16 protein-coding genes are annotated in these 22,003 nt (G+C 61.3%); 10 read left to right on the forward strand and 6 right to left on the reverse strand.

The genetic code is table 11. The features are described 5' to 3' along the window. Positions 1 to 266: 266 nt before the first annotated feature. Together mltA and tcdA are read left to right on the forward strand one after the other, a co-directional pair. Positions 267 to 1,403 carry a murein transglycosylase A gene (gene mltA, locus MMS95_RS16175; RefSeq protein ID WP_033632235.1) on the forward strand — a complete coding sequence of 379 codons (1,137 nt, stop codon included), beginning with the start codon at positions 267 to 269 and terminating at the stop codon, positions 1,401 to 1,403. A gap of 84 nt (positions 1,404 to 1,487) precedes the next feature. Then, complete coding sequence (gene tcdA / locus MMS95_RS16180; protein WP_004931886.1) at positions 1,488 to 2,294, forward strand: tRNA cyclic N6-threonylcarbamoyladenosine(37) synthase TcdA; 807 nt, start codon at positions 1,488 to 1,490, stop codon at positions 2,292 to 2,294. On the opposite strand, the gene csdE is transcribed toward tcdA, so the two are convergent. Beyond that, a complete protein-coding gene (gene csdE, locus MMS95_RS16185) occupies positions 2,285 to 2,719 on the reverse strand; it encodes a cysteine desulfurase sulfur acceptor subunit CsdE (RefSeq protein WP_033632236.1) in 435 nt (144 codons plus the stop codon). The two genes, tcdA and csdE, sit on opposite strands and share 10 nt — an antisense overlap. Before the next feature lie 19 nt (positions 2,720 to 2,738). Further along, positions 2,739 to 3,944: a cysteine desulfurase CsdA gene (gene csdA / locus MMS95_RS16190; protein ID WP_156866533.1), complete on the reverse strand. Its 1,206-nt coding sequence runs from the start codon at positions 3,942 to 3,944 to the stop codon at positions 2,739 to 2,741. A gap of 196 nt (positions 3,945 to 4,140) precedes the next feature. Here csdA and MMS95_RS16195 point away from each other — a divergent pair, with 196 nt between their 5' ends. From MMS95_RS16195 to rlmM, 4 genes are all read left to right on the forward strand, one after another. Then, positions 4,141 to 4,365, forward strand: a complete 225-nt coding sequence (locus MMS95_RS16195; protein WP_028127531.1) for a YgdI/YgdR family lipoprotein — start codon at positions 4,141 to 4,143, stop codon at positions 4,363 to 4,365. Positions 4,366 to 4,751: 386 nt separating this feature from the next. Continuing rightward, positions 4,752 to 5,669: a transcriptional regulator GcvA gene (locus MMS95_RS16200; RefSeq protein ID WP_004931894.1), complete on the forward strand. Its 918-nt coding sequence runs from the start codon at positions 4,752 to 4,754 to the stop codon at positions 5,667 to 5,669. Positions 5,670 to 5,720: 51 nt separating this feature from the next. Beyond that, positions 5,721 to 6,116, forward strand: coding sequence for a DUF423 domain-containing protein (locus tag MMS95_RS16205; protein ID WP_004931896.1), 396 nt, complete (start codon positions 5,721 to 5,723; stop codon positions 6,114 to 6,116). Then, complete coding sequence (rlmM, locus tag MMS95_RS16210; protein WP_213929372.1) at positions 6,109 to 7,212, forward strand: 23S rRNA (cytidine(2498)-2'-O)-methyltransferase RlmM; 1,104 nt, start codon at positions 6,109 to 6,111, stop codon at positions 7,210 to 7,212. Before MMS95_RS16205 ends, rlmM begins: the two co-directional genes overlap by 8 nt. A 40-nt stretch (positions 7,213 to 7,252) precedes the next feature. Here rlmM and xni read toward each other — a convergent pair whose 3' ends face one another. From xni to queF, 3 genes are all read right to left on the reverse strand, one after another. Continuing rightward, entirely contained in the window at positions 7,253 to 8,011 is a 759-nt protein-coding gene (gene xni / locus MMS95_RS16215) for a flap endonuclease Xni (RefSeq protein ID WP_060560118.1), read from the reverse strand. Between the two features lie 54 nt (positions 8,012 to 8,065). Next, positions 8,066 to 9,430, reverse strand: a complete 1,365-nt coding sequence (gene ppnN, locus MMS95_RS16220) for a nucleotide 5'-monophosphate nucleosidase PpnN (protein ID WP_242141951.1) — start codon at positions 9,428 to 9,430, stop codon at positions 8,066 to 8,068. Positions 9,431 to 9,622: 192 nt separating this feature from the next. Then, positions 9,623 to 10,468, reverse strand: coding sequence for an NADPH-dependent 7-cyano-7-deazaguanine reductase QueF (gene queF, locus MMS95_RS16225; protein ID WP_033632242.1), 846 nt, complete (start codon positions 10,466 to 10,468; stop codon positions 9,623 to 9,625). A 63-nt stretch (positions 10,469 to 10,531) separates the two neighbouring features. Here queF and syd point away from each other — a divergent pair, with 63 nt between their 5' ends. After that, positions 10,532 to 11,080: a SecY-interacting protein gene (gene syd / locus MMS95_RS16230; RefSeq protein ID WP_004931906.1), complete on the forward strand. Its 549-nt coding sequence runs from the start codon at positions 10,532 to 10,534 to the stop codon at positions 11,078 to 11,080. A gap of 609 nt (positions 11,081 to 11,689) precedes the next feature. Here syd and MMS95_RS16235 read toward each other — a convergent pair. Next, positions 11,690 to 12,928, reverse strand: coding sequence for an MFS transporter (locus MMS95_RS16235; protein ID WP_015378900.1), 1,239 nt, complete (start codon positions 12,926 to 12,928; stop codon positions 11,690 to 11,692). A 178-nt stretch (positions 12,929 to 13,106) separates the two neighbouring features. On the opposite strand from MMS95_RS16235, the gene MMS95_RS16240 reads away from it, so the two are divergent. From MMS95_RS16240 to pbpC, 3 genes are all read left to right on the forward strand, one after another. Continuing rightward, on the forward strand, positions 13,107 to 13,433 hold the full coding sequence (locus tag MMS95_RS16240; RefSeq protein ID WP_028127529.1) for a YqcC family protein: 327 nt from the start codon (positions 13,107 to 13,109) through the stop codon (positions 13,431 to 13,433). Positions 13,434 to 13,579: 146 nt separating this feature from the next. Further along, positions 13,580 to 19,555, forward strand: a complete 5,976-nt coding sequence (locus MMS95_RS16245; RefSeq protein ID WP_242141954.1) for an alpha-2-macroglobulin — start codon at positions 13,580 to 13,582, stop codon at positions 19,553 to 19,555. A 49-nt stretch (positions 19,556 to 19,604) separates the two neighbouring features. Beyond that, positions 19,605 to 21,953 (forward strand): penicillin-binding protein 1C, encoded by a 2,349-nt coding sequence (gene pbpC, locus MMS95_RS16250; protein WP_103086322.1) that lies wholly within the window; start codon positions 19,605 to 19,607, stop codon positions 21,951 to 21,953. Positions 21,954 to 22,003: the final 50 nt, after the last annotated feature.

Genomic DNA, 22,003 nt, shown 5'->3' on the forward strand with positions numbered 1-22,003 from the left:
CGACCTTCGGGTTATGAGCCCGACGAGCTACCAGGCTGCTCCACCCCGCGTCCGATGGATGCGCACTATACTCTCCATGCGTTTTGTTGCAAACCCTTTTTGCATTTTATTGCCCTAAACCCGTTTTTCTGCTGAATTTGCCCGCAATTTGCCTTCTTTTTCATCACCATCCTCCGTGCGGCTTTTTTTATTTGCAGCGATTCCTTTATCAATGAGCGTTTGTTATCGTTCAGCCGGTAGATCATATCAGTTTGAGAGTGTGCGCGATGAAAGGACGTTGGGGCAAATACCTGCTGGGCGGGTTGATGGTGGCGGTGTTGGCGGGCTGTTCGTCCAAGCCGACCGATCGGGGTCAGCAATATAAGGACGGCCGTCTGGATCAATCGCTGGAGCTGGTCAATCAGCCCAACGCCAAAGGTTCGCCGGTCAACGCCAAGGATTACTCGGATCAGCTGATGGAGATCAAGTACGCGTCGCCTTCGCTGTTTAACCGCAACAACAGCACCTATCAGGCGGTGCAAAGCTGGATGGCGTCCGGCGCCGACACGCGCATGCTGAGCCAGTACGGCCTCAGCGCTTACCAGATGGAAGGCGTCGACAATTACGGCAACGTGCAGTTTACCGGCTACTATACGCCGGTGGTGCAGGCGCGCTATACCCAACAGGGCGAGTTCCGCTATCCGCTGTACCGCATGCCGCCGAAGGGCAGGGGCCGCTTGCCGGATCGCGCGGGCATCTACTCCGGCGCGCTCGACGATCGCTATATCATCGCTTACACCAACTCGCTGATGGACAACTTCATGATGGAAGTCCAGGGCAGCGGTTATGTCGACTACGGCAACGGCCAGCCACTGGTGTTCTTCGGCTACGGCGGCAAGAACGGCCACGCCTATCGCAGCATCGGCAAGGTGCTGATCGATCGCGGCGAAGTGGCCAAGGCGGACATGTCGATGCAGGCGATCCGTCAGTGGGCGGATACCCACAGCGCCGCAGAGGTGCGTGAGCTGCTGGAGCAGAACCCGTCGTTCGTGTTCTTCCGCCCGGAAGCTTTTGCGCCGGTGAAAGGCGCCAGTGCGGTGCCGCTGATCGCCAAAGCCTCGGTGGCTTCCGACCGTTCGCTGATCCCGGCGGGCACCACGCTGCTGGCCGAAGTGCCGCTGCTGGACAACAAGGGTAAATTCACGGGAAAATACGAGATGCGTCTGATGGTCGCGCTAGACGTGGGCGGCGCCATCAAGGGCCAGCATTTTGACATGTACCAGGGCATCGGGCCGGAAGCCGGCCACTCGGCGGGGTACTACAACCACTACGGCCGTGTCTGGGTGCTGAAGAACAATGGCGGCGGCCAGCTGTTCAGCGCCAATAAGTCAAACGGCGGCGGTTCGTTGCTGGCCACCCGCTAAACGCATACGGCGTGAAAAGAGTGACCCGCAAGGGCCGGATTTTCCGGCCCTTATCATTTGCATTACGAAGGTAATTAAAGCGTTATGAGCACAGCTTATTCGGAAGCCTATCTGCAGCGTTTCGGCGGCACGGCGCGGTTGTACGGCCAGCAGGCGCTGGCGGTGTTCGCGCAGGCGCACGTCTGCGTGATCGGCATCGGCGGCGTGGGTTCCTGGGCGGCTGAGGCGCTGGCGCGCACCGGCATCGGCGCCATCACCCTGATCGACATGGATGATGTCTGCGTCACCAATACCAATCGTCAAATCCACGCATTGCGTCAGCATGTCGGGCAATCCAAAACCGAGGTGATGGCGGAGCGTATCCTGGCGATTAACCCGGAATGCCGGGTAACCTGCATCGATGATTTCATCACTCCGGACAACGTCGCCGAGCTGCTGGACCATAACTTCAGCTATGTCATCGACGCGATCGACAGCGTGCGGCCGAAGGCGGCGCTGCTGTCCTACTGCCGCCGTTTCAAGATCCCGGTGGTGACTACCGGCGGCGCCGGCGGGCAAATAGACCCGACTAAAATCGAAGTGGCCGATCTGGCGAAGACCATTCAGGATCCGCTGGCCGCCAAACTGCGCGAGCGGCTGAAGCACGATTTCAACGTGGTGAAAAACGGCAAGGGCAAGCTGGGCATCGATTGTGTCTTCTCCAGCGAGCCGCTGGTTTATCCGCAGCCGGACGGCTCGGTATGCGCTTCGCGCAGCACGGCGGAAGGGCCGAAAAGAATGGATTGCAGCGCAGGTTTCGGCGCGGCGACCATGGTTACCGCCACCTTCGGCTTCGTCGCCGTGTCGCACGCGCTGAAAAAGATGGTGGCGAAGGCGGCGCGTCAGGCGTAACGGGCGGCGATCGCCTTTACGGCGGCGGCCAACGCCGCCAGGCCGCTGGCGCGGGTGGCGCTCAGCTGCGCGCGCAATGCCAGGCGGTCGAACAACGCCAGCGGATCCAATGCGGCGATCTGCTGCGGCGTTTTCCCTTCCACTTCGGTCAGCAGCACCGCCAGCAGGCCGCGCACGATGCGGCCTTCGCTGTCGCCATAGAAATGCAGCGTGCCGTCTTCCAGCAACTGGTGCCCCAGCCAGACGCGGTTTTCACAACCGCTCAATGCCATTTCTTCACTGCGCAAGGCTTCCGGCAGCGGCGGCAGCCGTTTTGCGAGCATAATCAGCTGGCGGTAGCGGTCTTCCCACTGTTTCAGCGCGCTGAAGGTGGCGATCAACGCGTCGGCGGTGACCTCTCGGCCAAAAGGATGGGGGGCGAGCATAGCGTCTCCGGGAGTCAAGTCAGTCGGCCAGCAGATCGAGGGCGTGAGTCAACGCGCTGACCAGCCTATCGACGTCCTGTTGAGTATTGTAGGGAGCGAACGACGCGCGCAGCGTGCCGCTGACGCCTAACGCCGCCATCAGCGGCTGCGCGCAGTGCTGGCCGGCGCGCAGCGCAATGCCTTGCTCCGCCAGCAGCGTGACGATGTCGCTGTGGTGTACGCCGGCGATGTCGAACGCCAGCAGGCTGGAACCGGAACTGCGGAAGCTGCGAAAACCCGGCAGCTGCGCCAACCGCTGTTCTGCCCGGTCCGCCAGCTCGCGGCTGTAGCGTTCTGCCGCCGCCATGTCCTGTTCACTGAGCCAGGTGAGCGCGGCGGCCAACCCCAGCACGCCGGCGATGTTCGGCGTGCCGGCTTCGAAGCAGTGCGGCGGCTTTTGCGGGGTAAAGCCGTCGAACGACGCCTGGATCAGCATCTTGCCGCCGCCTTGCCACGGCGCCATCTGCGCCAACAGCTCGGCTTTGCCGTACAGCGCGCCGATGCCGGTCGGGCCATACAATTTGTGGCCGGAGAAGGCGTAGAAATCGATGTCGAGCCGCTGCACGTCGGCCGGGCCGTGCACCACGCCTTGTGCGCCGTCGATCATCACGCGCGCGCCGGCGGCATGGGCCAGCGCGATAGCAGGCGCCAGATCCGGGCAGCCGCCGGTGACGTTGGACATTTGCCCCAGCGCCAACAGGCGGGTTTTGTCATTGAGCAGGGCGGGCAGCTGCGTCAGGTCCGGCAGCCGGTCGGTGCCGATCGGCAGTTTCACCACCCGCGCGCCGGTTTGCTCCGCCACCATCAGCCAGGGGATCAGGTTGGCGTGGTGTTCCGCTTCGCTCACCAGAATTTCATCGCCCGGCTGCAGGCGTGGCTGCAGGTAGCTCTGCGCCACCAGGTTGATCGCCTCGGTGGTGCCGCGCGTCCAGACGATGTCGTCGGCCGACGGCGCATGGATCAGTTGCGCGACCTGGCCGCGCGCCTGCTCGAAACGGGCGGTCAGATCCTGCGCCGCCCGATGCTGGCTGCGGTGCACGGTAGCGGCGTCATCGCGATAAAATTGCTGCGTGGCGTCGATCACCGCCTGCGGTTTCAACGCGGTGGCGGCGCTGTCCAGATAGATACCGTCCTGCGCGAGCGCGGGAAACTGTTGGCGAAAAAGGCTGGGGTTAAAAGGCGTCATACCCTGATTGTCACTGGCTTGAGTCGATGGGTGATCCTGTCCTATTTTGCCGCCGGAGACAAGCGATCCTGCCTATTAGGACTTATCGCCTGGCAAAACTGAGAAAGTTTGTTATGCTATTAAGTGTGCGCTTATTAATCGCATTTATACGCATAAAAGGTATTTATCAGCATTTAAAACTACAAAGGAGTCCTCAATGAAGAAAACAGCCGCAGTTCTCTCTGCCCTGATGCTTACGTTCACCCTGGCCGCCTGTTCCAGCAACTACGTGATGCATACCAATGACGGACGCACCATTGTTGCTGACGGCAAGCCTAAAGTGGATAACGATACCGGCATGATCAGCTATAAAGACGCCAACGGCGTCGAGCAACAGATCAACCGCGCCGATGTGAAAGAGATGGTTGAAAGCGACCAATAAGCGTCAGGCAAAAAAAAAGCACCGCAAGTTTTGCGGTGCTGCATAAAATCACTATGGACAGACAGGGTAAATGTACAGGAAGTGAAAAAACAGTAGCCTAGCTACCATGTCCGGAATCGCCGGACAATTTGCAAACACAACATCACAACCACAAGCCAAAAGTTCATCGGCGTCCTCGACACCCACTCCCTTTTCGTTCCGGCCCGGGAAGTGCCGCCACTATAGGTATTTGCTGGCACATCCTCAACGGACAAATTATAATGGCTCGGATAAAAAAAACTAATGGCAATACGCCGTTAGCGTTTACCGATGGCTTGCCACGCAAAGCCGCCCGATTTTCGGCGCCGAATCATTCGGATTAATGTTACACAAAAGTAGCTAATTTAATGTCTAAACGCTTACCTCCCCTCAATGCGCTGCGCGTGTTCGATGCGGCCGCTCGCCACCTGAGTTTCACCAAGGCGGCGGAAGAGCTGTTCGTGACCCAGGCCGCGGTGAGCCACCAGATCAAGTCGCTGGAGGACTTCCTCGGGCTGAAGCTGTTTCGTCGGCGCAACCGCTCGCTGCTGCTGACCGAAGAGGGGCAAAGTTATTATCTCGATATCAAGGAGATCTTCTCTTCGATCAACGAGGCGACGCGCAAGCTGCAGGCGCGCAGCGCCAAGGGGGCATTGACAGTCAGTCTGCCGCCGAGCTTCGCCATTCAGTGGCTGGTGCCGCGCCTTTCCGGCTTTAACTCAGCTTATCCGGGGATCGATGTGCGCATCCAGGCGGTGGACCGCGAAGAAGACAAGCTGGCGGACGACGTCGATGTGGCGATTTTCTACGGCCGCGGCAATTGGCCGGGGCTGCGCGCCGAGCGCCTGTATGCGGAATATCTGCTGCCGGTTTGTTCGCCGAGCCTGCTGACCGGCGATCATCCGCTGAAAACCGCAGACGATCTGGCTTATCATACGTTGCTGCATGACGTTTCACGCCGCGACTGGCTGGCCTATACGCGCCAGCTGGGGTTGCAACACATCAACGTGCAGCAGGGGCCGATCTTCAGCCACAGCGCCATGGTGGTGCAGGCGGCGGTGCATGGCCAGGGCGTGGCGCTGGTGAATAACGTGATGGCGCAAACCGAGATCGAAGCCGGTCGCCTGGTGTGCCCGTTCAACGATGTGTTGGTCAGTAAAAACGCTTTTTATCTGGTATGTCATGACAGCCAGGCAGAACTGGGTAAAATAGCCGCCTTCCGGCAGTGGATCCTGGCGCGCGCCGCCAGCGAACAAGAGAAGTTCCGCTTCCGCTACGAACAATAAGGCCGGCCGCCGCCTTGCCGCGGCCGGTGATTTTTAATGGGATAGATCACGATGAGCAGCCGTTCCATGCTGGTTTTCGCCGCTATCAGCGGCTTTGTGTTTGTCGCGTTGGGCGCATTCGGCGCGCATGTGTTAAGCGGCACGCTGGGCGCCAACGAAATGGCCTGGATCCGCACCGGGCTGGAATATCAGGGGTTCCATACCCTGGCCATCCTGGCGCTGGCGGTCGCGATGCAGCGCCGCGTGAGCCTGTGGTTTTACTGGAGCGGAGCGCTGTTGGCGTTCGGCACAGTGTTGTTCAGCGGCAGCCTCTATTGCCTGGCGCTGTCGCACCTGAAGGTCTGGGTATATATCACGCCGGTTGGCGGCGTGTGCTTCTTGATCGGCTGGATATTGATGTTGATTGGCGCTTTGCGTCTGAGGAAAAAGGCCGAGCGCCATGAATAAGATTGCGTTGTACTGCCGCCCCGGCTTCGAAAAAGAGTGTGCGGCGGAGATCACCGATAAAGCCGCCCAGCTGGAGATTTACGGCTTTGCGCGGGTAAAAGAGCAAAGCGGTTACGTGTTGTTCGAATGCTATCAGCCGGACGATGCCGACCGTCTGGCGCGGGAAATTCCGTTCCGCGAACTGATTTTCGCCCGCCAAATGATTGTGGTGGGTGAGCTGCTGCGCGATCTGCCGCCGGAAGATCGGGTATCGCCGATCGTCGGCATGCTGATCGGCGTGGTCGATCGCGGCGGCGAGCTGCGGGTGGAAGTGCCGGACACCAACGAAAGCAAAGAGCTGATGAAGTTCTGCCGCAAGCTGACGGTGCCGCTGCGCGCCGCGATGCGCGAGCAGAAGGTGCTGATGGCGCGCGAGAACCCGACTCGCCCGGTGGTGCATGTATTTTTCATCGCGCCGGGCTGCTGCTACGTCGGTTACTCCTACAGCAACAACAACTCACCGTTCTATATGGGCATTCCGCGTCTGCGTTTCCCGGCCGATGCGCCGAGCCGTTCGACGCTGAAGCTGGAAGAAGCGTTCCATGTGTTCATCCCCGCCGACGAGTGGGACGAGCGCCTGGCCAGCGGCATGCACGCGGTCGATCTGGGCGCTTGCCCGGGCGGCTGGACCTATCAGCTGGTGAAACGCAGCATGATGGTGCATTCGGTGGATAACGGCCCGATGGCGCCGAGCCTGATGGAAACCGGCCAGGTGACGCACCACCGCGCCGACGGCTTCAAGTTCGAGCCGAACAGCAGCAAGATCTACTGGCTGGTGTGCGACATGGTGGAGAAACCGGCGAAGGTGACCAGCCTGATGATTCAGTGGCTGGTGAAAGGCTGGTGCCGTGAAGCGATCTTTAACCTCAAGCTGCCGATGAAAAAGCGCTACGAGGAAGTGTCGCAAAACCTGATGAGTATCCGCGAAGCGCTGGGCGCCGCCGGCATCAGCGCTGAAGTGCACGCCAAGCAGCTGTATCACGATCGCGAAGAGATCACCGTACACGTGCGCCGCATGTGGTCGGCGGTGCCGGGCCGCCGCGACGAGCGCGATTAACCGCGTGAAGCCTTGATGAAGGGCGCTGCTTGCAGCGCCCTTATTGTATCGGCAGGCGCAGCTGCTGCAGGTTGCCGTCCAGCGACAGATTGGTGCACAGCGTGGCGACCCGTTTGCTGACGTAGGCCAGCTCGCGGTGCTGCTCCAGCTTGCCGCGCCATTTTTCCGGCACCTGCTCCAGGTGCTGATAAAGCCCGTCCAGACTGCCCGACTGCTGCAGCAGCAGCACGGCGGTTTTCGGTCCGATGCCGGCCACGCCGGGGATCTTGCTGCTGCCGATCCCCGCCAACCCCCAGTAGTCCGGCAGCTGCTGCGGCTGCACGCCAAACTCCTGTTGCACGAAAGGCATATCCAGCCAGCGTTTCTGGAAGTAATCGCGAATTTGTACGTTCGGCGCCAGCAGTTGGCAATAGCCTTTGTCGGTGGAGACGATGGTCACCTGGTGGCCGCCGCCGGCGACCTTCGCCGCCAGCGTGGCCGCCAGATCGTCCGCCTCATTGCCGGGCGAATGCCAGCTGGCGACGCCCAGTTCGGCGAAGGCCTCGCGCAGCTGCGGCATCTCCTGCTGCAGGTTTTCCGGCATCGGCGAGCGCCCGGCCTTGTAGTCCGGCAGAATTTGGTGGCGCCAGCTGTCGCTGCGGTCGTCCTCGTCGAATACCGCCACCGCGTGGGTCGGGCGGCTGTGCTGGATCAACTGCTGCAGCGCGTGGCGGCAGGCGTTGACGCAAGGGGTGCCCTGCACGGCGTGAATGCGGCGGATGAGGTTCAGGGCGTCGACAATCAGTAGGTGTATCATCATGGGCGGTAAGGTCAGAAAAAACAGGGCGGCCGTTACGCCGCCCGGGATTGAGGGTCAGGCGACGATTTCGTAGCAGGGCACATAGGCGCTGCCCGGCAGCTTCATGCGGTGCTGGGCAACAAAGCCCTGCAGCAGGCTATCCATCTGCTTCATCATTTGTGGTTCGCCGTGCAGCTTGTACGGGCCGAACTGCTCAATGGCGTGGATGCCGTTTTCCTTCACGTTGCCGGCCACGATGCCGGAGAAGGCGCGGCGCAGCGCGGCGGCCAATTGCTCCGGCGGCTGGTTCGGATACAGGTTGAGGTTCGCCATGTTCTCGTGGGTCGGTTCGAACGGCAGCTGCAAATCTGGCGCGATGCGGATCGACCAGTTAAAGCTGTAGGCGTCGCCGGTGTTGCGGCGGTTTTCCTTCACCAGCGGCATGGCTTTTTTCATCTGCCGCGCCACTTCCGCCGGATCGTCGATGATGATGGTGTAATGGCGGCGAGCTTCGTCGCCCAGCGTGTTCATGATGAACTCGTCCAGCACGCGGAAGTAGTCGGCGCTCTCTTTCGGCCCGGTCAGGATCAGCGGCAGCACCTGTTCACTGTTCTCCGGGGTCATCAGGATACCCAACAGGTACAGCAGCTCTTCGGCGGTGCCGACGCCGCCCGGGAAGATAATGATGCCATGCGCGATGCGCACGAAGGCTTCCAGGCGTTTTTCGATGTCCGGCATGATCACCAGCTCGTTCACTAGCGGGTTAGGCGGCTCGGCGGCGATGATCGAAGGCTCGGTCATGCCGATAAAGCGGCTGTTGCGGTAACGCTGTTGCGCGTGACCGACCGCCGCGCCTTTCATCGGCGCTTCCATGGCGCCCGGCCCGCAGCCGGTGCAGATGTTGAGCTCGCGCAGGCCCAGCTGGCTGCCGACCTTGCGCGCGTACAGATATTCGTTCTCGTTGATCGAGTGCCCGCCCCAGCACACCACCATGTTGGGATCTTCATCCAGATGCAGCGTGCGCGCATTGCGCAGGATCGAGAACACCAGGTTGGTGATGTGGGCCGAGTTTTCCAGGTTCAGGTGTTGGAAACGGCCGGCGCTGGCGATTTGGCCGTGCACGAACAGAATGTCGCGCAACACGGCGAACAGGTTGGCCTGCAGCGAACGGATGATGCGGCCGTCGACGAACGCCTCTTCCGGCGGGTTGACCAGCTCCAGCTTCACCCCGCGCTCGCGGCGCAGCACGTTGATGTCGAAGGTTTCATAGCGCGACAGCAGCTGTTTGCTGTTGTCGGTTTGGCTGCCGGAGTTCAACACGGCCAGCGAACAGTTGCGGAACAGGCGGTACAGGTCGCTGCTGGCGGTGCGCTTCAGCATGTCTACTTCCAGCTGCGACAATAAATCCATAGAGCCAAGCGGGCTGATGTGTGTAATCAAGGTAACTCCTTTGCACCCGGTGCGGGGCGGTAGTAATCCATACGCAGCAAAACAGCATCTCGTTATGGTTGGCGTGCTGCGGCGCAGCGGGCGCTCTGCCCGGCCGCAGCCTCGTTTTAACCTTACCGCCGTCCCTGGGCTTTTACCAACATAAACCGCTCGTTAGCTCAGTTGTTGAGCAATGTTTCGCACTTATTGGCGCGCCAGGCGGCCGTGCGCGGGTGCGAATACGACGTTGCTGCGCCACGGGTTGATGTCCAGCCCGCCGCGGCGGGTGTAGCGGGCGTAAACCGTCAGGCTTTGCGGCCGGCAGTAGCGCATCAGATCGTTGAAGATGCGCTCGACGCACTGCTCGTGGAATTCGTTGTGGTGGCGGAAGGAGACCAGGTAGCGCAGCAGCGCTTCGCGATCGATCTTGCCGCCGCGGTAGCTTATCTGCACCGAGCCCCAGTCCGGTTGATGGGTGATCAGGCAGTTGGACTTCAGCAGGTGGCTGACCAGTTGCTCTTCCACCACCTCTTCACCGGCGGCGTTCAGCAGGTAGTCGGCGTTGAACTCATAATTGTCGATGCGGATATCCTGCTGGTCGATGCAGTCGCCGGCCAGACGGGCGATCGGCGTGCCTTCCAGCTGCTCGACGCTGAACAGGGTGACGTTTACCTCGCCCTGGGCACAGGCAGACAGATCGCGCTGCAGGGTGCTGCGCACCGTTTCCCAATCGGCGAACGGGGTTTGGTTGAAGCTGTTGAGATACAGTTTGAAGCTTTTCGATTCGATCAGGTTCAGGCTGTCGGCGTTGAGGCTGATCTCGCCGACCGCCACCTGCGGCAGCCCGTTGGCGTTCAGCCAGGAGAGTTCGTACAGCGTCCAGATGTCCGCGCCGTGGAAGGGCAGGTTGTCGGGATACAGCCCCAGCGGCTCGCGGTTCATGCTGCGCGGCACCGCCTGCAGCAACGTGGCGTCGTAGCGATCGCGGTAGGCGGTGGGTTTGCCCAGCGTCAGCCCTGACAGGGCCTGGTGGTCTTGATAGGAGGACATCTGCTGTCACCTCGCTCAGAGATAGGTACAATGGCCGTCAGTTTAACGTATGCGAGAAAGAATATGGACCATGATGTATCGCACGCTCTGCGTGAATTCACTCAACGCTATGTCGAGTTGTGGCAGCAAGCGCGCGGCCACGCGCCGGCCAGCCAGGCATTGTACGGCGTGCCGTCGCCCTGCATCGTGGAGAATCGCGAGGACGAGGTGCTGTGGTTGCCGCAGCCTTTCGAGCCGGCGGCGACGCTGGAGAAGGTAGAAGCCGCGCTGGAGCTGCGTTTGCAGCCGGATGCGCACCGTTTTTACACGCAGCAATATGCGGGCGACATGAGCGCGCAATTTGGGGAGCATCGCCTGAGCCTGCTGCAGGTCTGGAGCGAGGAGGATTTCATCCGCCTGCAGGAGAACCTGATCGGCCATCTGGTGACGCAAAAGCGCCTCAAATTGTCACCGACCCTCTTCCTGGCGACCACCGAATCCGAGATGACGATGGTGTCGCTGTGCAACGTCAGCGGCAACGTGGTGCTGGAGCAATTCGGCAGCGATAAGCGCACCTTGTTGGCGGCGACGCTGGGGAATTTCCTCGATGCGCTGCGCCCGGTGCTGGACTGAAGCGCGGCGGATTCGCCGTCGGTCGTGTAAGAGATCTCTCACACGGGCTGTGAGAGATCGCTCTTAATTTTTTTCACCTCTCTTTGGACCATGAGATTATTGTTATCCAGATCAATTGGTTAGAATTTCTTTAGGATAACTCTTAGTCTTAATTTAGTGTGAGACACCTCTCAAACCCTTGTGATTCCGGGAAATTTGAGCGATCTTATCATTACCGGCACGGACCCGGCGGAGCAGGAAAGCATCAGGATGATGCAGCTTCAGGAAGAAGAAAGGGATGCGCTCAGGCAAGAGCGAGGGATGGCGTCAGGAGATGCCCAGGATGTTTCAGGATAGAAACCAGGGACACCTCCAGGACGGAGATTGAGAGCCGGCACCGGATTGTCGGCGGGTCAGGAAGGCTGAGGAACCGCGTCAGGACGATGCTGCAGGATGATGCAAGGACCACTTGGTCAGGATGGCCGCAGGAAAAGTTTTCAAGGATTGAGCAGGGAGCACGCTGTGTAGCGGGATAGCTATAAAACGAACCGGGGGCACTGTTAACGCAGTGCCCCCAACTTTTTGTTCTATCCCGTCGCGCGTGCTTCTCTGCTTAATCCATCGCCAGCGTTAACCAATAGCGCCCAGCGTATCGCCTGCGCCCTGTTTTTTCGGCAGCAGGAACAGCGTGGCATAGATATCCAGCAGGTAAATCGCCGCCAGCAGGCTGATAGCGGCGGTGAACGACACCTGCGTCACCAGCGCGCCGATCACCAATGGCCCCAGGCCGCCGACACCGCGCCCGAGATTGAACAGGATGTTTTGCGCGGTGGCGCGCGCCTGTACCGGGTAAGTATCGGAAATCAACGCGCCGTAGCCGCCTATCATGCCGTTAACGAACATGCCCATCACGGCGCCGGCGAACAACATCAGCATCGGGTCGCTCAACTGGGCGTAGCCGATCACCATCACCACCGCGCCGACCTGATACAGCACGAAAATCTTCCAGCGGGCGAAGCGGTCGGCCAGCACGCCAAACAGCCAGATGCCGAACGTCATGCCCACGACCGTCACCGCCGTCCACAGGCCGGACTTGGTGAGCGAGAAACCAAAGTTTTTCGCCAGGTAAGTCGGCATCCAGATCATCAGCCCGTAGTAACCGAAGTTCTGCACCGAACAGAGAATGAAGATGCCGATGCTGGCCTTGCCGGTGGCGCGATCCTTAAACAGCAGGCGCAAACGCTGCAGGAAGGAAAGCGGCTGCCCGGCGTCTTTCTGCCGCACGAATTCCTCCGGTTCGCCCAGCGTGCGGCGGATCAGAAATGACGCCAGCGCCGGCAGCAGGCCGACCAGGAACATGCCGCGCCAGCCGATGTGTTCCAGCAGCAGCGGCGTCAGGAAAGCGGCCGCCAGCACCCCCAACTGCCAGCCCATGCCGACGTATGCCGAAGCGCGATTGCGTTTCTCCGCCGGCCAGGCTTCGGCGATCAGCGCCATGCCGATGCCGAACTCGCCACCCAGCCCGATGCCCGCCAGGGTGCGATAGGCCAGCAGATCCCAATAGCCTTGCGCCACGGCGCACAGGCCGGTGAACAGGGAAAACATCAGGATGGTGATCGTAAGTACCCGGATACGGCCGAAACGATCGCTGAGGTGGCCAAAGATCACGCCGCCCAGCACCGCGCCGATCAGCGTCCAGGTGACCAGCGAACCGGCGGCCGATGAGGATAATCCCAATTCGATGCTGATGGCCGGCAGCATAAAGCCGAGGATCAGCAGGTCAAACCCGTCCATGGCATAACCGGTGACCGAGGCCAACATGGCCTTACCGGGCGTCGCGTGGTTTTTTTTCTCTGTTATTACGGACATGAATCTTTATCTGTGTGGTGAATTCGGTGGGCCTATTGTGCCGCGCGACGGCGAACGTCACCAGATAAAAACGGCGAGCTGTCTCAGGCGCGCCGAATTTGGGCTATAAAAATGCTATGCTTTGCCGCCTTTCAGCCAGAGCGCTGAATACCATGATGAAAAGAGATCGGGAATGCAGATGAGTATACATAACCAGGTGCGCCGCAGTTTGCAGGCGATTGAACAATCCATGCGCGATCTGGCGCTGTGGCAGGCCGCGCCCCCTGAGCATGAGGCTTTCTCCAGCACCGAGCCGTTCTGCATCGACAGCATGTCGGCCGAAGCCTGGCTGCAGTGGGTGTTCTTGCCGCGCATGTATGCGTTGTTGGACGCCGAGGCGCCGTTGCCGACGCGCTTCGCCATCACGCCTTATTTCGAAGAGGCGTTGAAAGATCGTGAACCGAGCAGTCTGCCGCTGCTGGTGCTGCTGCAACAGCTGGATTTGATGTTGAATAAAGAGCCGTAATGCGCTGGCTGCGCGCAGATTTTTGCCGCCCGGCAGTGTAGAGTACTCGCGCGGATGCCGGGCAGGAGAGCCGACGGCGTCTTTCGGCTCGGTTTAACCGCGGCGGTTGACCGGGAGCTGCATTAGGATGATGAGGTGCTGCAATAATGGATTTATTAAGGTTTATCCTGCGTTTGCCTTTTACCCTGGTTAAGGGCGTTTGTCGCCTGCTGGGCGGGGCGTTGTCGCTGTTGGGGCGGTTGCTGAGACCGCTGGTCGGCAACCTCAGCTGGCGTGCGCCGGCCTGGTGGGCTGCGCTGCCGCGCGGTTTTTTGCGGCTGGAAAGCGGCGTGGATAAACACCCGAAAGCGGTCGGTCTGAGCCTGCTGCTGCTGGCAGGCGTTGCGGGCGGCGCATTTTACGGTTGGCACTGGTGGCAAAACCGGCCCCAACCGATTGAACCTGCGCCGATGGTGGTTCAGGAGATCAACGCCGAGTTGTCCAACCCCGAGCCGATAGACTACGCCGCCGCCCGGCAGGCGCCGCAAACGGTGAGCCTGACCTTCAGCGGCTCGGCTGCGCCGATAACCGCGGCGGGCAAAACCGTGAGCGCCGGCATCACTCTGAAACCGTCGGCGGAAGGGCAGTGGGCATGGAGCAATGAGTCGACACTGGTGTTCACGGCGAAAAAGCCGCTGCCGATGGGCGCGAAATATGAGGTGACCCTTGAACCCGCCACGTTGCTGGCGCCGCAGGTCAAGCTAGTCAAAACCCGTTATGCCTTCACCGTGCCCGCGTTCGATTACCGCCTGGGGCAGGCCGAGTATTACCGCGATCCGCAAAATGCGCAAAAACGCAGCGCGATCTTCAATTTGCAGTTCAACGCGCCGGTTGACGTCGGCAGCTTTGAAAAACAGATTTCGCTGGGATTGAAAGAAGGCAGCGCCACCTCCGAGAAAAAGCTGAATTTCTCTCTGGTCTATGACGAGAAAAAACTGAACGCCTGGGTGCATTCCGAGCCGCTGCAGGCGCTGGATCAGGGCGGGGCAGTGCATCTGACCGTCGGCAAGGGCGTTAAATCGACGGCGGCCGGCAATGCGGTCGAAGAGGCGAAAAGCAACTGGGTCAAAGTACCGACGCTGTACAGCCTGGCGCTGAGCGACGCCAGCGCCCAGGTGGTGGATACCGACGGCGGCCAAGGGCAGCGTGCCCTGGTGGTCGGTTTCAGCGATGCGGTGAAGGATAAAGAGCTGGCGCGGGCCGCGAAAGCCTGGCTGCTGCCGCAGCACGATCCGAGCGATGCCGAGGCCGCCGACGATGCCGACGATTTCTATCAATGGACGGTCGACAGCGTCGGTAAAAACGTGCTGGCGCAGGCGACGCCGCTGCCGTTGACGCTTAACGAGGCGGAAGAGGCTTACCAACCGCAGTTCAGCTTCCGTTTCGACGCCCCGGCGCACCGCTTTGTGCTGCTCGAGATCGATAACCAGCTGGTTTCCGCCGGCGGTTACAAAATGCCGAAGAAGGTTTACCGCGTGGTCGAAGTGCCGGAGTTCCCGAAATCGCTGCAGTTCATGTCGCAGGGCTCCCTGCTGTCGGTCAACGGCGACAAGCAGATCAGCGTGGCGGCGCGCAACGTGGCGGGCCTGCGGCTGGACATCAAGCGGGTGATCCCGAGCCAGCTGCAGCACATCGTCTCCTTCAAAAGCCGGGAATACTCCTCCACGGAATTCAACCGGCTCAACGACGAATATTTCACCGAGCATTTCAAATACCAGACGGCGCTCAACAACGAGCGGCCGGGGGAAGTGAACTATCAGGGCATCGATCTTTCCCGCTATCTCTCCACCAACGCCAGTTCCCATCGCGGGGTGTTCCTGCTGACGCTGTCTGAATGGCAGCCGAACCGAAAACCGGCGGCGGAAGAGGCGGGCGCCGAGCAGGATCAGGAACAGGACGAGAGCGAAGGGGAAGAACAGCCCGACGTCGGCGATTCGCGCTTTGTGGTGGTGACCGATCTGGGCATCGTCGCCAAGAGCTCGCAGGACAAGACGCGCGACGTCTTTGTGCAGTCGATCCAAAGCGGCGCGCCGGTCAGCGGCGCCACCGTGTCGGTGGTGGCCAAAAACGGCGTGACGCTGCTCAGCCAAACCACCGGCGCCGATGGCCACGTGCGTTTCCCGGCGCTGGATGTGTACACCAACGAGCGCCAGCCGGTGATGTTCCTGGTGGAGAAAGAAGGGGATGTCTCCTTCCTGCCAACCGGCAGCTATAACGATCGCGGGCTGGATTTCTCGCGCTTCGACGTTGCCGGTGAACAAACGCCGACCGATCCGCGCACGCTCAGCAGCTACCTGTTCTCCGATCGCGGCGTTTATCGGCCGGGGGATACCTTTAACATCGGCCTGATCACCCGCGCCGCCGACTGGGGCGTTGGCCTGGCCGGCGTGCCGGTGCGCGCCGAAATCCGCGATCCGCGCGACAAGCTGATGTCCACCGTGCCGCTGACGCTGGGCGCCAGCGGTTTCAACGAACTGAGCTATACCACCGATGAAAATTCGCCTACCGGCGAGTGGAACGTCTATCTGTATCTGATCGGCAAAAACAACGACACCTCCACGCTGCTCGGCCATACCGCAGTCAATGTGAAGGAGTTCGAACCGGATCAGCTGAAAGTGAAGCTGGCGTTGACGCCGGACCGCCAGCAAGGCTGGGTAAAACCGTCCGAGCTGAAGGCCAGCATCGATGTGCAGAACCTGTTCGGCACCCCGGCGCAGGATCGCCGCGTGACCTCCAGGCTGACGCTGCGGCCGATGTATCCGAGCTTCGATCGCTTCCCGGATTATGCGTTCTATGAAAACCGACAAAACAGCGACGGGTTCGAGACCGAGCTGGAAGATCGCACCACCGATGAGCACGGCGCGGCCGATATTCCGCTCGATCTGAAATCCTACGCCGACGCCACCTATCAGCTGCAATTGCTGTCGGAGGCGTTCGTCGCCGGCGGCGGGCGCTCGGTGGCGGCTACCGCCCGCACGCTGGTTTCCCCTTACGATTACCTGATCGGCGTGAAGGCCGACGGCGATCTGGGCTACATCAACCGCGACGCGGAGCGGCATCTGAACGTGATCGCCATCGATCCGGCCCTGAAACAGATCGCCATGCCGAACCTGAAGCAGGTGTTGATCGAGCAGAAATACATTTCGGTGCTGACCAAACAGGATTCGGGCGTTTACAAATATCAGTCGAAGATGAAGGAAGTGCAGCTGTCGGAACAGCCGCTGGCGCTGAGCGAGCAGGGCGCGGATCTGAGGCTGGCGACCGATAAGCCTGGCGACTTCGTGCTGGTGATTGAAGATGCGCAGGGCAAGACGCTCAATCGCGTCGCCTACAGCGTGGCCGGCAACGCCAACCTGAGCCGTTCGCTGGATCGCAATGCCGAACTGAAGCTGAAACTCAACCACGCGGAATACCTGCCCGGCGAAGAGATCGAGGTGGCGATCAACGCGCCTTATACCGGCAGCGGCTTGATCACCATTGAAAAGGACAAGGTTTACGCCTGGCAGTGGTTCCACACCGATACCACCAGCTCGGTGCAGACGATCCGCGTGCCAGCCGGCATGGAGGGCAACGGCTACATCAACGTGCAGTTCGTGCGCGACATCAACTCCAGCGAGATCTTCATGAGCCCGCTGAGCTACGGCGTGATGCCGTTCAAGATCAGCACCAAGGCGCGCCAAAACAGCCTCGAGGTGACGGCGCCGGAGGTCATCAAGCCGGGTGAAAATCTGACGATGACGGTCAAGACCGATGCGCCGCAGCAGGTGGCGCTGTTCGCCGTCGATGAGGGCATTCTGCAGGTGGCGCGTTACCGCCTGAAGGATCCGCTGGAGTTCTTCTTCAGCAAGCGCGAACTGAACGTGAGCAGCTCGCAGATCCTCGATCTGATCCTGCCGGAATTCAGCAAGCTGATGGCGCTGACCGCGGCGCCGGGCGGCGATGCGGGCGAAGGGCTGGATCTCAACCTCAACCCGTTCAAACGCAAGCGCGACAAGCCGGTGGCCTATTGGTCCGGCATTACCGAAGTCAGCGGCGAGAAACAGTTCGTCTACCCGGTGCCGGATTACTTCAACGGCAAGATCCGCGTCATGGCGATTTCGGTGACGCCGGAAAAAATCGGCAAGGCGCAAACCGCCGCCACGGTGCGCGACAGCTTTATCATGACGCCGAACGTGCCGGCGATGGTGGCGCCGGGCGATGAGTTCGACGTCAGCGTGGGCGTCAGCAACAACCTCGAAGGGCTGAACGGCCAGTCGGTGGCCATCAACGTCCTGCTGACGCCGCCGCCGCAGTTGGAGGTGGTGGGCAACGCGACGCAAAGCCTGACGCTGGCGGAAAAACGCGAAGGCGTTATCACCTTCCGCCTGCGCGCCAAAGCCGTGCTGGGCGATGCGCCGCTGGTGTTCGACGCCCGTTACGGCGACCAGGCCAGCCGCCGCACCGTCAGCACCTCGGTGCGGCCGGCGGCGCCGTACCGCACCCAGTCGGTGATGGGGCGCATGAGCGGCGGCAGCCAAAACGTCGACGGTCTGCGCCAGATGTTCGACGCTTTCGCGCAACGCCGGGCGGCGGTGTCGAATTCGCCGTTGGTGCTGACCAGCGGGCTGGCGCAATACCTGGCGGATTACCCGTATTACTGTTCCGAGCAGATCGTCAGCCGCTCCATTCCGCTGATGCTGCAGAGCCGTCATCCGGAGATGAAAAGCAGCCTGAGCCAGGCGGAAGTCAGCAAGCAGCTGCGCAATCTGCTGGGCGTGCTGCGCGCCCGTCAGAACGACAGCGGGGCGATCGGCGCCTGGCGTTCGTCGCCGGATGCCGATCCTTTCGTCACGCCTTATGTGGTGCAGTATCTGCTCGAAGCCAAAGCGGCGGGCTACGCCCTGCCGGAAGGCATGCTGGACGAGGCCAACGGCGCATTGCGCGAGCTGGCGGCCAGCGGATTCGACGATCTGTATCTGCTGCGCCTGCGCAGCTGGGCGGCTTACCTGCTGACGCTGCAGGGCGAAGTGACCACCAACTCGCTGGCGGCGGTGCAGGATACGCTGCAAAAACGCTATGGCGAGGGGTGGAAAACCGATCTGAGCGCGCTGTATCTGGCCTCTTCCTATCGCCTGTTGAAGATGGACGACGAAGCCGCCGCGCTGCTGCAACCGAGCTGGCAGCAACTGAGCAAGGCGTATGACAGCGCCTGGTGGACGCAGAACTATTTCGATCCGCTGGTGCAGGATGCGACGCGGCTGTATTTGATTACCCGTCACTTCCCGGAGAAGGTGGCGTCGATCCCGCCGCAGGTGCTGGAGAATATGGTCAAGGCATTGAAAGAAGAGCGTTACACCACCTACTCTTCCGCGATGAGCATCCTGGCGCTGGAAAGCTATTCGGCCCAGGTGGCGGCGCAATCCGCCAATGCGGACGCGTTAGGCATCGTGCAGGTGGGCAAAAGCGGCGGCGACCCGCAGCGCATCAGCGAGCTGCAAGGGTTGTTCGTGCAGGGGCAGTTTAACGCCGATGCCACCGCGGTGCGCTTCACCAACGGCGGCAGCGCGCCGGCCTGGTATGTGGTGACGCAGGCCGGTTACGATCTGAATGCGCCGCAAAAAGCGCTGTCGCGCGGAATTGAGATCGTCCGCGATAACACCGACGAACAGGGCAAGCCGGTGACGCAGGTGACGCTGGGGCAGAAGATCAACGTCCATCTGAAGGTGCGCGCCAACTCGAAAGAGGGGCAGAGCAATCTGGCGATCGTCGATCTGCTGCCGGGCGGGTTCGAAGTGGTGCAGCAGACGCCGCCGGAGCCGGCCGACGCCGGCGAGGAGAGCGACGAGCGCGGCGGCTGGCAGTCGCCGCTGGCCGCCTCCGGCTCAACCTGGGCGCCGGACTACAGCGATATCCGTGAAGATCGGGTGATCATCTACGGTAGCGCTGGCACCGAAGTGCAGGAGTTCGTTTATCAAATCAAGGCCACCAATACCGGCAGCTTTATTATTCCACCGGCCTACGGCGAAGCCATGTACGACCGTGAAGTGCAGGCCATGTCGGTCGGCGGCGGCAAGCTGGTGGTGGTGCCGGCGGGCAACGATTAGGCCGTATCCGACGCCAGGCCAACGCCTGGCGTCGGGATGCTGAGAGCGTATGAAGATCCTGACCGGGCGCGTGCTGCAAAACGGCTTGATGGCGGTGTTTTTACTGGCGCTGCTGTTGACCGCAATTCGGCTGTGGCCGCATCCGCCCCTGTGGCAGGGGCTGCCGCAGTCTTCCGTTTATTACGACAGGCACGGCGCGCTGCTGCGCATTACGCTGGCCAACGACGATCGCTACCGGCTGTGGACCCCGCTGGAGCAAGTGTCGCCGCTGGCGGTGCGCGGATTGCTGCTGCACGAAGATCGCTGGTTCTACTATAACCCCGGCTTTAACCCCGTCAGCCTGATGCGCGGTTTTTGGCGCAGCTATGTCGCCGGCGGCAAAATGCAGGGCGGTTCGACCATCAGCATGCAGCTGGCGCGCATGCGCTGGCATCTCAATACCCGCACGCCGGGCGGCAAGCTGCTGCAGGTGCTGCGTGCGGTGCAGCTGGAACTGAGCTACTCCAAGCGCGATATCCTGGAAGCCTATCTGAATTACGCGCCCTACGGCCGCAACATCGAAAGCATCGGCGCCGCCAGCCTGATCTATTTCGCCAAGTCGCCGAAGGATTTGACCCTGCCGGAGGCGCTGACGCTGGCGGTGTTGCCGCAGTCACCCAGCTACCGTCTGGAGCCGAAAACCGGCGTGCTCGGCGCCGCACTGACGCAGGCGCGCAACCGTCTGTTCCTGCGCTGGCAACAGGTTTACCCCACCGACGCCAGCCAGCAAACGCTGTTCCGCCTGCCGTTGGCGCTGCGGCAGCCTGAACAAGTGCCCTATATTGCGCCGCACTTTATCGAACAGCTGCGCCTGCAGACGCAGCAACTGGTGCAGCGCGATACCCGCGTCGACACGACGCTGGACGCCGGGCTGCAGCGGCTGGTCGAACGACAGGTCAACGCCTTTATCGCTCGCAACCGCAGCCGCGGTATCCAAAACGCCGCAGTGCTGCTGGTGGACAGCCGCGATATGGGGGTGCGCGCGCTGGTGGGTTCGGCGGACTATTACAATCGTCCGATTCAGGGGCAGGTGAACGGCACCAACGCCAAGCGTTCGCCGGGATCGACGCTGAAGCCGTTCATCTACGCGCTGGGCATGGAGCAGGGCGTGCTGCATCCGATGACCATTCTTAAAGACGTGCCTTCGTCGTTCGGCGCCTATGCGCCGGAAAACTTCGACCGGCGCTTTCTCGGCCCGGTGACCGCCACCGACGCGCTGAACTTCAGCCGCAATATTCCGGCGGTCTATATCGCCACGCAGCTGCGTCAGCCAACCTTTTATCAGTTCTTGCGCCTGACCGGCGTCGCCAATATGGCCAACGAGAGCCACTACGGGCTGTCGCTGGTGTTGGGCGGCGGCGAGGTAACGGCGCAGGAATTGGCGAAGCTGTATGCGCTGCTGGCGAATCGCGGCGAGCTGCGGCCGCTGCGCATGCAGCTGAACCAGGCCGAATCGACGCCGGTACGGCTGCTGAGCGAGGAGGCCAGTTTCATCACGCTGGATATGCTGCGCCAGCACCGGCGGCCGGGCGATACGCTGGCGCAGCGTTCTTCGTCGCTGCCGGTGTACTGGAAGACCGGCACCTCCTGGGGGTTTCGCGACGCCTGGAGCGTCGGGATTTTCGGCCCTTATGTGCTGGTGGTGTGGGAAGGCAACTTCGATGGGCGAGGCAACAATGCGTTGGTCGGCGCCGAAGCCGCCGCGCCGCTGTTCTTCAACATCATCGACAGCGTCAACGCCAGCTATCCCGGCCTGCGGGAACCGAAACATCCGTTCCCCCAACGGCTGCGGCGGGTGGACATTTGTCTCGCCAGCGGCGATCTGCCGACGCCGTGGTGCCAGCAAAAGGGCAAGACCTGGTTCATTCCCGGCAAGTCGCCGATCAAGGTCGACAGCGTTTACCGGCCGGTGGTGCTGGATATTCACAGCGGTGAGGTCGTTTGCCCGCCGTATGATGCGGCGCAGACCCGCACCGAAATCTTTGAGTTCTGGCCTTCCGATCTGGCCAATGTGTTCGCTCAGGCCGGGTTGCCGAAGCGGGCGCCGCCGATCAATCGCTGCAAGGACAACGGCATCGCCGTCGGCGGCAGCGCGCCGCGCATCACTTCACCGCTGAAAAACACCACCTATACCCTGCGCCAGTCGCAGCAGGGACGGGACAAAATCGCCTTCAATGCGGTGACGGACGCCGACAGCAAGACGGTGTACTGGTTCGTCGACGATATCTATCTCGGCAGCAGCGCCAGCAAAAAGCCGATCGACTGGCGGCCTATCGACAACGGGCGCTACCGCATTCGGGCGGTGGACGAGCGCGGCCGCGCCGATACGCGGCTGGTGACCATCGAATGGGTGAACTAGCGTTGCGTCTCATGCCTGTTATACTCGCGCCCGAAACGGCTATTGACCTG

Source organism: Serratia sp. PGPR-27 (assembly GCF_022678525.1).
GTDB lineage: Bacteria > Pseudomonadota > Gammaproteobacteria > Enterobacterales > Enterobacteriaceae > Serratia > Serratia nematodiphila.